The organism is Pseudarthrobacter sp. S9 (assembly GCF_050156545.1).
Taxonomy (GTDB): Bacteria; Actinomycetota; Actinomycetes; order Actinomycetales; family Micrococcaceae; genus Arthrobacter.
In genome coordinates this window covers 342,668-356,533 of the sequence record NZ_CP189576.1, presented here as the reverse complement: position 1 = coordinate 356,533, position 13,866 = coordinate 342,668, and the positions used below count along the sequence as shown (strand labels likewise).

Here is a 13,866-nt window from a genome sequence, read left to right as displayed (position 1 = left end):
AATTCAGCGCGCTCCCAGATTAGGCGTGGGTGGGCCGCTTCGCGCCGTACATCTCCTCGATCACGTTCTCGAAGTCCTTCAGGACCTGGCCGCGCTTGACCTTCATCGAGGGGGTGAGATGGCCGGACGCCTCGGTGAAGTCGGCCGGCACAATGCGGAAGGATTTGATGGCTTCGGCCTGCGAGACCGACTGGTTGGCGTGGTTGATAAGCTCCTGGACCGCGGCCTTGACCGCCGGGTTCTCGGCCGCCTGAGCCAGCGACGTCGAGGCCGGCAGTCCGTGGCGGCTCAGCCAGCCGGGGAGCGCCTCCTCGTCGAGCGTGACGAGGGCGCCGATGAACGGGCGGTTGTCGCCCACCACCAACACCTGGGAGACGAGGGCGTCGGCACGGATCTGGTCCTCCAGCAGGGCGGGCACCACGTTCTTGCCGCCGGCCGTCACAATGATTTCCTTCTTGCGGCCGGTGATGGTCAGGAAACCCTCCTCATCCAGCTGGCCGATGTCCCCGGTGCGCAGCCAGCCGTCGTCGAAGGCGTCGGCGGACAGGTCATCGCGATTGTAGTAGCCGTGCATGACGCACACGCCCTTGGCGAGGATCTCGCCGTCGTCGGCAATCCTGACGGCGTTGCCGGGCAGCGGAGCGCCGACGGTGCCGATCTTGATCAGCTGCGGCGTGTTCACGGTGATGGGCGCCGTGGTTTCGGTCAGTCCGTAGCCTTCCAGGATCTGCATTCCGATGCCCTGGAAAAAGTGTCCAAGCCTCTCGCCGAGCGGGCCGCCGCCGGAGACGGCGTGCGAGACCTGGCCGCCCATGGCGGCCCGGAGCTTGCTGTAGACGAGTTTGTCGAACAATGAGTGCTTGAGCCTGAGGCCCAGCCCCACCTTGCCGGCCTGCCGGGCGCGGGAATAGGCGATGGCGGTGTCCGCGGCACGGTGGAAGATGGCACCCTTGCCGCCGTCCTCGGCCTTGGTCAGCGCCGAGTTGTAGACCTTCTCGAACACCCGCGGCACCGCGAGGATGAACGTGGGCCTGTAGCTCTGCAGATCCGGCAGCAGGTTCTTGATATCCGGCGTGTGCGCGACCGTGACGCCGGCGGCAACCGCCAGCACGGAGATGAACCGCGCGAAGACGTGGGCGAGGGGCAGGAACATGATGGTCCGGGCCTCTTCGTGGACGATGCTGCCCAGCGAGGTCGCCAGCGCGTTTTCGGAGAGTTCCACGAAGTTGCCGTGGGTCAGCTCGCAGCCCTTGGGCCGGCCGGTGGTGCCGGAGGTGTAGATGATCGTGGCGGTGTCCGTGAGGGAGGCCTCGCTCCGCCGTGCCTCCAGTTCCTCGTCGCTGATGCCGGCGCCGGCGGCGCGGACCTCGTCGAGGCCCTTGCCCTCGAGCTGCCAGACATGCTGCAGGGCCGCCAGACCCTCGGAGCTCGCCGCCTGCCGGATGGTGTCCTCGTGGTGGGCGGACTCGCCGAACGCTGCCACGGCGCCGGAGTCCCCGAGGTTCCAGGCGACCTGCGAGGGGGAGGACGTTTCGTAGATGGGAACCGAGACGGCGCCGGCGAACCAGATGGCGAAGTCGATGAGAGCCCATTCGTACCGGGTGCGGGACATGATGCCCACCCGGTCGCCCGCCGCCACGCCGCTCGCCATGAGGCCCTTGGCGAGCAGGGAAACATCCGCCAGGAAATCGGTGGCCCGGACGTCCTGCCACTGCCCCGCCGCATCGAGTCGCGAGAACAGTGCCGGGTTGGAGGCCTTGGCCGCCTGGCGGAGCACCAGCTCGGTGACATTCGATTCCGGGGCGACGAACACCTGGGGCGGGACACGCATTTCTCGCACGATAGCTCCTTTGATCTCCATAGACCCGCAGGGGGTACGGCCAACACTAGTATGCGGTCCCCAACAGGTGTGTTGAATAACACCTACTGGTGAGTAACTTTACGGTCATGCCCCGCGTTCCGCCACCCAAGGACCCTCGCAGCACCAGCACGGGCGTCCTTCGGCGGCCCCGCGGGCCCCGCTCGCGGAACAGAAACGCCCGGCGAATAGAATGGGGAATCATGCACACACCACCACCTGGCCAGCAGCCCGGCCCGCACCGCAGGACGGCCGCCTGGCGGGGCCGAAAAGTGGCGGGTGCGGGTACCGGAACGGCCGGCCGGGGCTTCCGTTCGCATCTGCGGCTGGGCCGCAAGGGCCTGGCCATCGGCGTCGACATCGGAGGCACGAAGGTGGCCGCCGGCGTCGTCGACGCGGAGGGCCGCATCCTCAGCCAGGCGAAGCGGTCCACGCCGGGAAATGACCCCCGCGCGGTGGAACAGGTCATTGTCGAGCTGGTCGAGGAGCTGGGCCGGGGGCACCGGATCTGGTCTGTCGGAATCGGGGCCGCCGGCTGGATGGACCTCGACGGCGGGACCGTCCTGTTCAGCCCGCACCTGGCCTGGCGCAATGAACCGCTCCGGGACAACCTGCAGCGGCTGCTGCGCCGGCCCGTGCTGCTGACCAACGACGCCGACGCCGCGGGCTGGGCCGAATGGCGCTTTGGCGCCGGGCAGGGCCAGGACCGCCTGGTCTGCATCACCCTGGGCACCGGGATCGGGGGCGCCATGGTGATGGACGGACGGCTGGAACGCGGCCGCTTCGGAGTGGCCGGTGAATTCGGCCACCAGATCATCATGCCGGGCGGCCACCGCTGCGAGTGCGGCAACCGGGGCTGCTGGGAGCAGTACGCGTCCGGGAACGCGCTCGGCCGCGAGGCCCGGGAGCTGGCCGCAGCCAACTCCCCGGTCGCCCAGGAACTGCTGAAGGCCGTGGACGGCCAGGTGGACCGCATCACGGGGGTGATCGTCACTGAATTGGCTGAGGCCGGCGATCCCACCGCCCGCGAACTCATCGAGGACGTCGGGGAGTGGCTCGGACTTGGACTCGCCAACCTTGCCGCCGCCCTCGATCCGGGCAAATTCGTCATAGGCGGCGGACTCTGCGACGCCGGCGAACTGCTCGTCGCACCCGCACGCAAGGCCTTCGCCAGGAACCTGACCGGGCGCGGGTTCCGCCCGGCGGCGGAGATCGCACTCGCCGCCCTCGGGCCCAGCGCCGGTCTGATCGGCGCGGCGGACCTGTCCCGGGTCAGCAGCCGGTTGCGCAGCTAGGTCCCCGGAGTTTCAGCGCCGGGGTGCGCTGTGCTAGACGCGTGCCCCGTCGTCGTGCTCGTCCTTCTCACCCGGCAGCTTCATGATCAGGAAGACCACCGAGGCCGCGAACGCGGCGACCATGCCCAGGATGGCCACCAGCGGAGCGGAGCGCCAGAACATGGCGGACAACACGAGCGCAATCGGGCCGCCGACGGCTCCGATCCAGGCAAGCACCGTCATCGGATCGGCTCCGGCCAGGCTGGGAGGCTCCTCCGGCACAAAGCCGCCGTCGTCGTCGGGCTCGTAGTCGCGGGGGCCCGGCGTGGTGTCCGGACCATCTTCGCCGCCGGCGGTGGCCGGCGTCCCCGCGGCGGAGGCGAGCCGTTCCTTGGCGGAGAGCTCGATCGGCGCGGTGACGGAGAGGCCCAGCGGATCGAAATCCTTGAAAGTCCTCGCGGGTGCGGCCCCGTCGCCGGGCCCGTCCGGCTTCTTCCCCTCCGGGTTCTTCACCTCCTGGTTCTTCACCTCCTGGTTCTTCACCTCCGGGTTCTTCACCTCCGGTTGGGTGTCCTCGTCCGGCCCTGAGACCCCTTCCAGCCGGGCGACGAGGTCCAGCCAGACGGCGTCGTCCTGGTTGGCTCCGGGGTCCGGGGAGTTGGGGTCCGGTCTATTCATCTGCCGTGTCCTTCCGGATCGCGTGGGCGACGCCAGGTGTGCCCGTGGCAACCACGGACCGGATGAATTCGGCCGTGCCATGGAAAATCTCAGGCGCGTCGTTGTCCATGGTAGCCACGTGGTAACTGTTTTCCAGCCGGATCACCTCCAGCGGGGCGTGGGTCAGCCCGCGGCGCAGGGCCGCCATGCTCGAATCGGACACCACATGGTCCACGGCGGAACGGTACACCCGGACGGGCGCCGTGATCCGGGGCAGCAGCCGCACCGTGTCCTTGAACATCTTGTTCACCTCGTGGGCCGCCGCGACGGGTGTCCGCGGGTAGGCGCCCTCATCCATGCCCGGCTTGAGGATGTCATTGGCAATCGCGGGGGTGCTCTTGAGGACGTACTTGAGGATGCCGGCCAGCGGTGCGCGGCGGTCGTCGATGACGAGGCCCGGGTTGACCACCACGGTCCCCGACACCGGGCGGGTGGCGGCAATCCGGAGCGCCAGCGCCCCGCCCATGGACAGGCCAGCCACGAAGACGTACTCGCACTCCTCCGCGAGCTCAAGGTAGGCGGCGTCCAGGGCCGCGTGCCAGTCCTGCCAGCGAGCCGCTCCCAGTTCCTGCCAGCTGGTGCCGTGGCCGGGCAGCAGCGGCATCCGCACAGCGTACCCGGCGTCGGCCAGCGACCGGGCCCAGTCCCGGACGCCGTGGGGGCTCCCGGTAAAGCCATGGGATACCACGACGCCGGTCCGGGGGCCGGTTCCGGTGAACGGGCTGCTGAACGGTGAGTGGTCCGGGGCGATGCTCATGGGGTCTCCGAGGGTGCTGTGGACGATGATCGGGAGGATGCGTGCTGCAGGAAGAAGCGGACTGATTGTTCAAAGATTAGCGGCGCGTCGACGTCGAGCGTGGCGACGTGCCCGCTGCCCGGAAGACGGACCACCTCGAGTTCGCGGGATCCCAGGCGTTTCCTGAGCAGTTCAAGGGACGACGGCGGGACCACCACGTCGGTGTCCGATTTGAAAACCAGGGCCGGGGCCTGGACGGCGGGCAGTTCCCGGAGTGCCGCAGTGAACAGCCGGCGCAGCTGGTGGACGGCTGCCAGCGGCGTCAGGGAGTAGTCGCCGTCGTCCGTGGGCGACGCCGTGGGGTTCTCCTCCTGGACCGGCACGGTGGTCCGCTGGAAAAGCTTCAGCAGCCCGATGATCCTGACCCGGCGGTCGTAGAAGCTGAGCCCGGGGTTGACCACCGACACGCCGGTGACGTCATGCCGGGCCGCGGCGCGAAGGGCGATGGTCCCACCCATGGAAAGTCCGGCGACGTAGCAGTCACGGGTCTCGGCGGCGAGCTCCAGATAGGCCCTTTCGAAGCACGCGTACCAGTCCTGCCATCCGTGGCGGGCGAGGTCGCGCCAGTCGGTGCCGTGTCCCGGCAGCAGCGGAACCGAAACCGCGAAGCCCCGGGCGGCGAGGTGCCTGGCCCAGGGGAGGACGCTCAGGGGGCTGCCCGTGAAGCCATGGCAGATGGCCACACCGATGCCTGCGTTGGCGCCGTGGCCGGGGTAGCTGAAAGCGGCAGGCGCCAGGGGAGTGCTGCTTCCAGTCATGAACCCATCGTGTCACCTTAGGCCCGAAACTCACTAGAGTAAGGTGTCATTGAAGTGCTGGCCGCCCCCGACAGCGGGCCGTCCAGACGTCTTCCGGAGAGGTTCATCGCGTGTTTTATTGGGTCATGAAGACGTTTGTTCTTGGGCCGGTGCTGAAGCTCCTGTTCCGGCCCTGGGTCAAGGGCCTGGACAACGTCCCCTCCGAGGGAGCGGCCATCCTGGCCTCCAACCATTTGTCCTTCTCGGACTCCATCTTCATGCCTCTCACGGTGCCCCGTCCCGTGGTGTTCCTGGCGAAATTGGAATACTTCACCGGCACCGGGCTCAAGGGCAAACTGACGGCCGCCTTCTTCCGGCTCACCAACCAGCTGCCGATGGACAGGTCCGGTGGAGCAGCCTCCGCCCGGTCCTTGGATGCCGGCATGAACGTGCTGAAGAACGGCTCGCTCCTGGGGATCTACCCCGAGGGGACCCGCAGCCCGGACGCCCGGCTCTACCGGGGGAAAGTGGGCGTGGCCAAGCTCGCCCTGCAGGCCCGCGTCCCGGTGATCCCGGTGGCGATGATCGGAACGGACAAGGTCCAGCCGATCGGCAAGCGGATGCCCAACATCCGGCGCATCGGGATGATCTTCGGGGAACCGCTCGACTTCAGCCGCTACTACGGCATGGAAGACGACCGCCACATCCAGCGTTCCGTGACCGACGAGATCATGTACGAACTGATGCGGCTGTCCGGCCAGGAATACGTCGACGAATACGCCGCCGTCGTCAAACTCCGCCTGGCGGGCAAAGCCCAGGATTCAGCGCAGGAGCAGGGTCCGCCGCCGGCAGCGGCCGATGACGGCCCGGTGACCCCCGGAAGCGAGTGACGGCATTCCGTGTGACGGCACCTGAACTGTCAATGACGTGGTTGTGCCGACGATCACTGCCGGGCAACTATCCTTAGAGGGTGACCGAGCTATCTGAGAAACCTGTTTCCCCGCTGACCAGTACTGCCCAGAGCGGTGCCGCCAACTATCCAGGACTGGACAACTGGCGGGACCTCCAGGCCTCGCAGCAGCCCACATGGTCGGACAATGCCGTCTTCGAAGCCTCCGTCAAGGAACTCTCCGTCCTTCCGCCCCTCGTGTTCGCGGGTGAAGTGGACATCCTGCGCGAACGGCTGGCAGCGGCCGCCCAGGGTAAGGCGTTCCTGCTCCAGGGCGGCGACTGCGCGGAGACGTTCGAGGCCGCCACGGCGGACAGGATCAGCGCCCGTGTCCGGACAATTCTTCAGATGGCCGTGGTCCTCACTTACGGCGCGGCCATGCCCGTTATCAAGATGGGCCGCATGGCAGGCCAGTTCGCCAAGCCCCGCTCCTCCAACGACGAAACGCGCGACGGCATCACGCTTCCGGCCTACCGCGGCGATATCGTGAACGGCTACGACTTCACGCCGGAATCCCGGGCCCACGACGCCAGCCGGATGCTGAAGGCCTACCACACCTCGGCCTCGACCCTGAACCTGATCCGGGCCTTCACCCAGGGCGGATTCGCCGACCTGCGCCTCGTGCACCAATGGAACAAGGGCTTCACGGAAAACCCGGCCCACGCACGCTACGAGTCGTTGGCCCGGGACATCGACCGCGCCATCAAGTTCATGGCCTCCTGCGGCGCTGACTTCGAGGCGCTCAAGCGCGTGGAGTTCTACGCCAGCCATGAGGCTCTGCTGCTCGATTACGAACGCGCCCTGACCCGCATCGATTCGCGCACCGGCCTGCCCTACGACACCTCCGCGCACTTCCTGTGGATCGGGGAGCGCACCCGCGAACTGGACCGCGCGCATGTCGACTTCCTCTCCCGCGTCCGCAACCCCATCGGTGTGAAGCTGGGCCCGTCAACGAGCGGCGACGACGCCCTGCGCCTGATCGACAAGCTGGATCCGGACCGGGAGCCCGGCCGCCTGACCTTCATCACCAGGATGGGCGCCACCAACATCCGCGAGAAGCTGCCCTCCATCGTCGAGAGGGTCACCGCCTCCGGGGCCCAGGTCCTCTGGGTCACCGACCCCATGCACGGCAACACGGTCACGTCGCCCAACGGCTACAAGACGCGCAACTTCGACGACGTGATCGACGAGGTGCGCGGATTCTTCGAGGTGCACCATGCGCTCGGAACCGTCCCCGGCGGCCTGCACGTGGAAATGACCGGCGACGACGTGGCCGAATGCCTTGGCGGAGCCGACCCGATCGACCAGGAAGCCTTCCTGGACCGCTACGAATCCGTGTGTGATCCGCGCCTGAACCATATGCAGTCGCTCGAGATGGCGTTCCTGGTGGCCGGCGCCCTCGCCAAGCGCTAGGGAACAGCTCCAAAGCAGCAGAAAGCTCCACCCGGCTGGTTTCAGCCGGGTGGAGCTCGTTAACTGCTATACCGGCGCTGGTCAGACCACCTTCAGGGTGACAACGGAACCCTCCGGGGCCGTGGTGTTCACCGGATCCTGGTCCCGGACCGTGCCGAAGAAGCCGCCGAGGATATTTTCGACCTGGACCCTGAAGCCGAGCCCTTCAAGGGCCTCTTGCGCTTCCTTGGCCTGCTTGCCGATGAAGCTGGGAACGTCCACGAGTTTCGGACCCTTGGAGATCGTCAGCGTCACCGAGCCGCCCTTGGTGAGGTTGCCGGACGAAGGATCCTGCGCCACCACGGAGCCCTTGGGGACCTTGCGGTCATTGACTGTCTCGGGCGAGATGACGGCCTTCAGCCCGGCGGCTTCGAGCGCTTTGACCGCGGCACCCTGCTCCTGGCCCCGAAGGTCCGGCACCGGAATGGGCTGCGGGCCCTTGGACACCGTGAGGCTCACGGGTGTGCCGTGCTTCACCGGGTTGCCGCCGCGTGGAGCCTGGGCCAGGACGGTCCCTGCGGCAGCCGACTCGTCGTAGGTCTCGGTGATAGGCCCCAGTGCCATTCCTGCGCCGTTGAGGGCGGTCTTGGCCTGGTCCAGGGGCTTACCGGTGAGTTCCGGCAGCGGGAACAGCTCGGGGCCTTTGGAGACGGCGAGGGCCACCGGCTGGAACTTCCGGATGACGTGGCCGGCTTCGGGTTCGGAGCCGACCACAAGACCCGGCGAGACGTTGTCGTCGAACACGTCCTTGGTGGTGGACTGGAAGCCGGCGGTCCGGAGCAGCTGCTGGGCCTCTGCAACAGTCTTGTTGGCCAGTTCCGGGATGGTCCCGGGGGAGCCGGGGCCCATGCCGAAGAACCAGCCGGCACCGGCGGCCAGGAGCGCCGCGACCACGAGCAGGAGGATCCACAGCAGCCCGCGGCGTCGGCCGTTGCCCTCGCGCAGAGTCTTGATGGGCGTGGCTGCCGCACGCTGGCGCGCCTTCTCCTCGTCACGGTCCTGCTTGCGCTGGGCCCGGTTGCTGGCCACAGTCGGGAGGGCTCCCGCCCCGTCCTCCTCGGGAGCGCCGCGGAACGGCACCTCTTCCGGGGCGGACAGAGGGCCGTAGGCAGGACGCCGCGGCGGATTGGCCATGACAGTGGTCGGGTTGCCGCTGCCGTGGGAGATCACCTCGGTCGGCTGCTGGAGGCCGCCGAGCATTTCGGTGGGGGCCTGTGCGTACGCGCTCCCTCGCGGGTCGGATGCCTGGCCCGGGTTGCCCGGGGGCCGGCCCGGCGGTGCGGCCACGGCCGGCAGGGCGCTGAGGATGGCCGCCGGGGGCTGGATATCGAGTTCGGCGTCGCTGAGGTTGGTCCGGATGTGCCGGAGCTCGGACAGCAGTGCGTTCCCGTCCACGGGACGCTTGTCGGGGTCGTTGGCAGTGCACCACTGCACCAGCTCGTCCACCTCGGCGGCGAGCCCCGGTACCAGTACCGACGGGGCGTCCACGGTCGAGTTGACGTGCTGGTAGGCGACCTGGATGGGGACCTCGCCGTCGAACGGCTGCCGGCCCGTGATCATCTCGTAGAGCATGATCCCGACCGAGTAGATGTCGCTGCGGGCGTCGGCCTGCTTGCCCAGAACCAGTTCGGGGGAGAGATAGGCGACCGTCCCGATCAGGGCCCCGGTGCTGGTCGACGTCGAGATGGCGCGTGCGAGCCCGAAATCGCCGAGCTTGATCCGGCCGTCGTCGGCAATGAGCACGTTTTCCGGCTTGATGTCCCGGTGGATGAGGCCGGCGGCGTGCGCGGCGCCCAGCCCCTCGACGACGGGATCGATCAGCGCCAGGGCCAGGCGCGGAGAGAGGCCACCCTTGTCGTTGATGACGTCCCGCAGCGTGTGGCCCTTGATGTACTCCATCACCAGGTAGGCGATCCGGCCGTCCTCGCCCTGGTCCAGGACCCCCACCACGTGGGGGTGGGACAGCCGGGCGGCGGCCTTGGCTTCGCGTCCCAGCCGGTCCAGGAACTGCGGGTCATCGGCCATGTGGGGGTGCAGCACCTTCAGCGCCACGTCGCGCTCCAGGCGCTGGTCCGTGGCCAGGTAAACCGTGGACATTCCGCCGCGGGCGAGCCTGGATTGAACCAGGTAGCGGTTATCCACCAGGTTCCCAACGAGAGCATCCGACGCGTATTCCTGCACCTTACAATCCTAGTCGCTGCACGGAAACGGGCCCGGATCGACATGCGATCCGGGCCCGTAGCGTGAAGCTGGGCAGGTTCGGCGGCCGTGCCTGGGCACGTCCGCCGCTGCGGTTCGGGACTTAGCTGAAGTTCTTCTGGAGGGCCTTGATGGAGGCCACATAGTCCTTGGTGTCGTCGTACATGCCGTACTTGCTGACCGAGTACTGACCCTGGTAGTAACCGGCAATGGCGTTGTCCAGGTCCTTGCTGGTGCGGACCAGCTGGCGGATGATGGCGACGCCGGCCGTGGCGTTGTCATAGGGATCCAGCAGGTTGAGCTTGCGCCCCACGAGCTCCGAGGCCCACTCGCCCGAGGACGGGATGACCTGCATGGTGCCGATCGCGTTGGCCGGCGAAACGGCGCGCTGGTTGAAGCCGGATTCCTGCACGGCGAAGGCCAATGCCAGGGAAGGGTCGACGCCCATGCGGCGTGCCGTGTCCGCAACGATCGACTTCATCTGCTCGCGGCTGGGAACGGGCGAGGCATTGAGCAACGCCTTGTTCTGGTTGGCCGAGGTGACCACGGCAGCCGGGTAGCTGAACCCAAGGAAGGTGCTGGGCACGAGCGGCGTCACCGTGGCGGTGGGCTGGCTCGACGCCGGTGCGATGGACACGCCGGGGATGACGAGCTTCTGGCCGGGGTAGATGATGCTGCTCATGGTGAGCCGGTTGGCGGACAGGACGTCGGAGAGCCTGACGCCGTTCCGTGCCGCGATCCCGGAGAGGGTGTCACCGGACTTGATCGTGTAGGAACCGGAGCCGGCCGGGGCCGCGGGAGTGGCCGCCGGAGCCGCCGGAGCGGGTGCCGCCGGCGCCGGAGCGGCGGGCGCGGGGGCGGGGGCGGTCGAGCCGCCGCCGATCCTGACCTTCTGGCCCGGGTAGATGATCGATCCCATGTTGAGCCCGTTCCAGCCGAAGACCTCGGACAGCTTGACGCCGTGGCGGGCTGCGATGGCGCTGAGGGTGTCGCCCGACTTCACGGTGTAGACACTGCCGCCGGTGGCGCTTTCAACAACCGGTGCGGCCGGCTGTGATGCCGGGGCAGGCGCGGAGCCGGTGAGCTTGATCGTCTGGCCGGGGAAAATGATGGTGTTGGCCTGCAGGTTGTTGAGCTTCAGCACGGCGTAGGTGTCCAGGCCAAACCTGCCGGCAATGGCGCTGATGGTGTCGCCGCGGGCGATCGTGTATTCCGCCGGGGCCGGGGCCAGCGCGGGCCTGAACGCGCTGGGAATGGCTGCCGAGACGGAGCTGGCGGGGATCACGGCGGATTTCAACGCCGTTCCGGCCTGCGCCTGCGCGCGCATGGCTGCAGCCAGCATCGCAGGGATGGCACGGGGGCGGGATTCGGCCGCCGCCGGCTGGGCGATCGCGAGGGAGGAAAGAACGACGGCGGGAAGAGCCGCCGTCGTCGCAGCAATCAGCGGCAGGCTGGGCCTCGGGTGGGGCTTTGGCGAACGTGACGTCGTCATGGGAATCCTCTTCTCAGCGGCAACGCTGCGGGTCAGGCCGGTGATACTGGTGTTACCAGTGTGACAAAAGTTATTGCTGTTGCAAATGTGATCTATGTGAATCTCTCATGAATTGGGAATTAGCACAAGAACTGTTAGAGATTCCGCAAACAACCACTCACGGAGTGTCGGCTCGCGTGTCGGCCGGAGTGTCGGGCGGATAGCCACCGAGGTGCCGCCGGCGGGAGCCTGGCCGTCCCGTGGCAGGAGCCGACTAGGCGACGGGGCATGGGCCGTGGCAATCTTTATCCGTGAGTAATGTAGAAAGCCTTGTGGGCGAATGGCTGCCCCTGCCCGATGTCGCACAGCTTCTGAACGTTTCAATTACAAAGGTTCACGCGCTCCTGGATGAACGCGCGCTGGCTGCTGTGAGAATCGGCGACCGGCGAATTCGGTCCGTGCCGGCGGCTTTCATTCAGGACGGTCACGCCGTGGAGAGCCTGAAGGGGACCATCGTTGTCCTCTCGGACGCCGGCTATTCGGACGAGGAACTGATCAATTGGCTGTTCACGCCGGATGAATCCCTGCGCGGGCGCCCGATCGATGCCCTCCGCGAGGGACGCAAGACGGAGATCCGCCGCCGGGCACAGTCCCTGGCCTGGTAATACTTCCGAGCCGGTGCCGTCGCGGGCCGTGCACGGCGCATGTCGCTGTGCACGGCCCGCGACGAACCAGCTGATCTATCAGCTTAGGCGGCGCGGCTGACCGTGACCTCGGCCAGCTTCCGGAGCGCTGTTTTGGGCAGCTCCTCCAGCGGCAGGAGGTCCAGGGCGGCGAAGGCGGCCCGTCCGAACTCCTCAATGAGTACTTCCGTGGCCTGCAGCGCGCCGCAGTCCACGATGATCCGCCGGATCTCCTCCACGTCCGCCTCGCTGAGCTCGGGGCTGCCAAGCTTGGCGTCGATGAATGCGGATTCGGCCGGCGAGGCCTGGTCCAGGGCGAACGCCACCAGGACGGTCCGCTTGCCTTCGCGCAGATCGTCCCCGGCAGGCTTTCCTGTGGTGACGGGATCTCCGAAGACGCCGAGGACGTCGTCGCGCAGCTGGAACGCCTCGCCGAGGGGCAGGGCGAAGGCCGAATAGCCGCGCAACAGCTCGTCGCCAGCGCCCGCCAGCGCGCCGCCCAGCGCCAGCGGATGCTCGGTGGAGTACTTGGCCGATTTGAAACGGATGATGGACTGGGCCCGGCTGACCGCCCCGGCGCGGTCCCGCCGCGGCCCGGCGACCTCTTCCAGGATGTCCAGGTACTGGCCGGCCATGACTTCGGCGCGCATTAGGTTGAAGATCAGCCGGGCCTGGCTTCCGGAGGCGGCCCGGTGGCCGATTTCCGTGAAGGATTCCTCGCTGAAGGACAGGCAGAGATCGCCGGTCAGGATGGCGGCCGCGTGGCCGAATCGTTCGCTGTCCAGCGCCCAGCCCTGGGTCTCGTGCAGTTCGCTGAACCGCCGGTGGACGCTGGGGCCGCCCCTGCGGGTGTCCGAGCGGTCAATGATGTCGTCGTGGATGAGGGCGGCCGCCTGGAAGAGCTCCAGGGCCGAGCCTGCGGTGACCACCTCGCCGGCGCCGGCTTCCCCGCCGGCTCCCCGCCAGCCCCAGTAGCACATGAGCGCACGGAGGCGTTTGCCGCCCGTGACCAGGTTCGAGATCGATCCCATGAGGGGGTCAATGTCCTGGGATATGGAGGACATGACGGCCTGGCGGCTGGTCAGGAAATCCGTGAGCTTGCCGGCGACGGCGGCCACGTAGGCCGCCTGCTCGAGGCGCAGCTGTTCAGCGAGGGTCACTTGACGGACTCGGCGGCCACATTTGCACCAATCGTGAAGGTGGCCACGCCGGCGGTCTCCATGACGGAGATGTTCACGGTCTCGTTGTCGCCGCGAAGGAAGTCCTTGGACGGCACGGCGCCGACGGTTTCTCCGGGCACGGCCTTGAAGCCCTGCCCCTGAAGCTCCGTCGAGTAGTAGGCCACGACGTCGGCGGCAGGCGCAGCGATGCTGCCGACCAGCGCCGCCGTCGCAGGCGCGGTGGTCTTGTCAAAGCTGCTGGACACAACCTTGGCGCCGGGCATCAGCGGCAGGAGCTTCTGCGGGAAGCCCGAGACGACTGCGCCCACGGTGGCCGAGGTGCCGGGTTCCGCCGAGGGGCTGGGCGGCGCCGTGGTGGCGGACTGGGCCGTGGACGATGCTCCCGCCGTCGACGACGATGACGCGGGGGTCCCGGTGCTGGCGGGCGTGCATGCGGCCAGGGCCAGTAACGTGCCCGCCGCCGCTACGGCAACTACAGCACGTTTGCGCTCTCCAAAAACCTTCACAGGGACTTTCCTCCTGGTGTTGACGCCGGATTCAGCCTCCAGT

General features: G+C 67.8%; 12 protein-coding genes. 4 read left to right on the top strand and 8 right to left on the bottom strand.

What is annotated here, in order from left to right:
• Positions 1–19: 19 nt before the first annotated feature.
• Positions 20–1,840 (bottom strand): AMP-dependent synthetase/ligase, encoded by a 1,821-nt coding sequence (locus ACQCSY_RS01695; RefSeq protein ID WP_427132645.1) that lies wholly within the window; start codon positions 1,838–1,840, stop codon positions 20–22.
• 221 nt (positions 1,841–2,061) lie between these two features.
• Between ACQCSY_RS01695 and ACQCSY_RS01690 the strand changes: the two genes are divergently transcribed.
• On the top strand, positions 2,062–3,153 hold the full coding sequence (locus tag ACQCSY_RS01690; protein WP_427132643.1) for an ROK family glucokinase: 1,092 nt from the start codon (positions 2,062–2,064) through the stop codon (positions 3,151–3,153).
• A 33-nt stretch (positions 3,154–3,186) separates the two neighbouring features.
• On the opposite strand, the gene ACQCSY_RS01685 is transcribed toward ACQCSY_RS01690, so the two are convergent.
• Genes ACQCSY_RS01685 through ACQCSY_RS01675 form a run of 3 tightly spaced genes read right to left on the bottom strand, consistent with a single transcriptional unit; the run spans position 3,187 to position 5,403 of the window.
• Complete coding sequence (locus ACQCSY_RS01685) at positions 3,187–3,810, bottom strand: hypothetical protein (RefSeq protein WP_427132642.1); 624 nt, start codon at positions 3,808–3,810, stop codon at positions 3,187–3,189.
• The gene (locus tag ACQCSY_RS01680; RefSeq protein ID WP_427132640.1) at positions 3,803–4,606 is read right to left on the bottom strand and encodes an alpha/beta hydrolase; all 804 of its coding nucleotides are present in this window, start codon (positions 4,604–4,606) and stop codon (positions 3,803–3,805) included. The genes ACQCSY_RS01685 and ACQCSY_RS01680 overlap by 8 nt, the downstream gene beginning before the upstream one ends.
• Positions 4,603–5,403: an alpha/beta hydrolase gene (locus ACQCSY_RS01675; protein ID WP_427132638.1), complete on the bottom strand. Its 801-nt coding sequence runs from the start codon at positions 5,401–5,403 to the stop codon at positions 4,603–4,605. The genes ACQCSY_RS01680 and ACQCSY_RS01675 overlap by 4 nt, the downstream gene beginning before the upstream one ends.
• A 110-nt stretch (positions 5,404–5,513) precedes the next feature.
• Here ACQCSY_RS01675 and ACQCSY_RS01670 point away from each other — a divergent pair, with 110 nt between their 5' ends.
• Together ACQCSY_RS01670 and ACQCSY_RS01665 are read left to right on the top strand one after the other, a co-directional pair.
• Positions 5,514–6,272 (top strand): lysophospholipid acyltransferase family protein, encoded by a 759-nt coding sequence (locus tag ACQCSY_RS01670; RefSeq protein WP_427132636.1) that lies wholly within the window; start codon positions 5,514–5,516, stop codon positions 6,270–6,272.
• A gap of 80 nt (positions 6,273–6,352) precedes the next feature.
• Entirely contained in the window at positions 6,353–7,744 is a 1,392-nt protein-coding gene (locus ACQCSY_RS01665) for a class II 3-deoxy-7-phosphoheptulonate synthase (RefSeq protein ID WP_427132634.1), read from the top strand.
• An 81-nt stretch (positions 7,745–7,825) separates the two neighbouring features.
• Here the strand turns inward: ACQCSY_RS01665 and ACQCSY_RS01660 are convergent, their stop codons facing one another.
• Both ACQCSY_RS01660 and ACQCSY_RS01655 read right to left on the bottom strand, forming a co-directional pair.
• Positions 7,826–9,964, bottom strand: coding sequence for a protein kinase domain-containing protein (locus ACQCSY_RS01660; RefSeq protein WP_427132632.1), 2,139 nt, complete (start codon positions 9,962–9,964; stop codon positions 7,826–7,828).
• A 121-nt stretch (positions 9,965–10,085) separates the two neighbouring features.
• Positions 10,086–11,474, bottom strand: coding sequence for a LysM peptidoglycan-binding domain-containing protein (locus ACQCSY_RS01655; RefSeq protein ID WP_427132630.1), 1,389 nt, complete (start codon positions 11,472–11,474; stop codon positions 10,086–10,088).
• 290 nt (positions 11,475–11,764) lie between these two features.
• On the opposite strand from ACQCSY_RS01655, the gene ACQCSY_RS01650 reads away from it, so the two are divergent.
• Positions 11,765–12,118: an Rv2175c family DNA-binding protein gene (locus tag ACQCSY_RS01650; RefSeq protein ID WP_026538795.1), complete on the top strand. Its 354-nt coding sequence runs from the start codon at positions 11,765–11,767 to the stop codon at positions 12,116–12,118.
• Positions 12,119–12,201: 83 nt separating this feature from the next.
• Here ACQCSY_RS01650 and ACQCSY_RS01645 read toward each other — a convergent pair whose 3' ends face one another.
• Complete coding sequence (locus ACQCSY_RS01645) at positions 12,202–13,296, bottom strand: polyprenyl synthetase family protein (RefSeq protein ID WP_427132628.1); 1,095 nt, start codon at positions 13,294–13,296, stop codon at positions 12,202–12,204.
• Positions 13,293–13,823, bottom strand: coding sequence for a hypothetical protein (locus ACQCSY_RS01640; RefSeq protein WP_427132626.1), 531 nt, complete (start codon positions 13,821–13,823; stop codon positions 13,293–13,295). The genes ACQCSY_RS01645 and ACQCSY_RS01640 overlap by 4 nt, the downstream gene beginning before the upstream one ends.
• Between the last annotated feature and the right edge of the window lie 43 nt (positions 13,824–13,866).